Annotated in this window: 1 protein-coding gene; it reads left to right on the forward strand. The window is 42.8% G+C overall.

Translation table 11 applies throughout. The annotated features are described in order from the left end of the window. The first annotated feature begins 167 nt into the window (after nt 1-167). Nucleotides 168-296 carry a type II toxin-antitoxin system HicB family antitoxin gene (locus tag BQ17_RS23955; RefSeq protein WP_439645640.1) on the forward strand — a complete coding sequence of 43 codons (129 nt, stop codon included), beginning with the start codon at nt 168-170 and terminating at the stop codon, nt 294-296. Nucleotides 297-369: the final 73 nt, after the last annotated feature.

Below are 369 nucleotides of genomic sequence, written 5' to 3' on the forward strand. Positions count from 1 at the left end.
TAAAGCACCATGCCTCTTTCAAACTGGAAGTTTATCCGCCTGAAGGCGGAGGTTTCCACCATCAGAAGGACTATGAATCAACCAACAATCTTAGAGGTAAAAATGAAACACACATTTAACTTGAATATTGGCAAGACGATGGATGGTATGTTGGAAAAATTAAAGAAATTCCTGGAGTGTTTAGTCAGGGCGAGACGATAGAAGAATTAGAAGAGAACATAGAAGATGCATATAAATTGATGGCTCTTTATGGATTCCGGACTGGTCGAAGAGGACGACAGTCGGTAGCACTATGACCGATGACGGAACGGGCAGTCTTTTCTCAACAACAACAGCAAGTTATACGACGCCCCTCTGGCTTGCTGAGAA

It is taken from the genome of Candidatus Thiosymbion oneisti (assembly GCF_900092655.1).
In the GTDB taxonomy this organism is placed as follows: Bacteria; Pseudomonadota; Gammaproteobacteria; order Chromatiales; family Chromatiaceae; genus Thiosymbion; species Thiosymbion oneisti.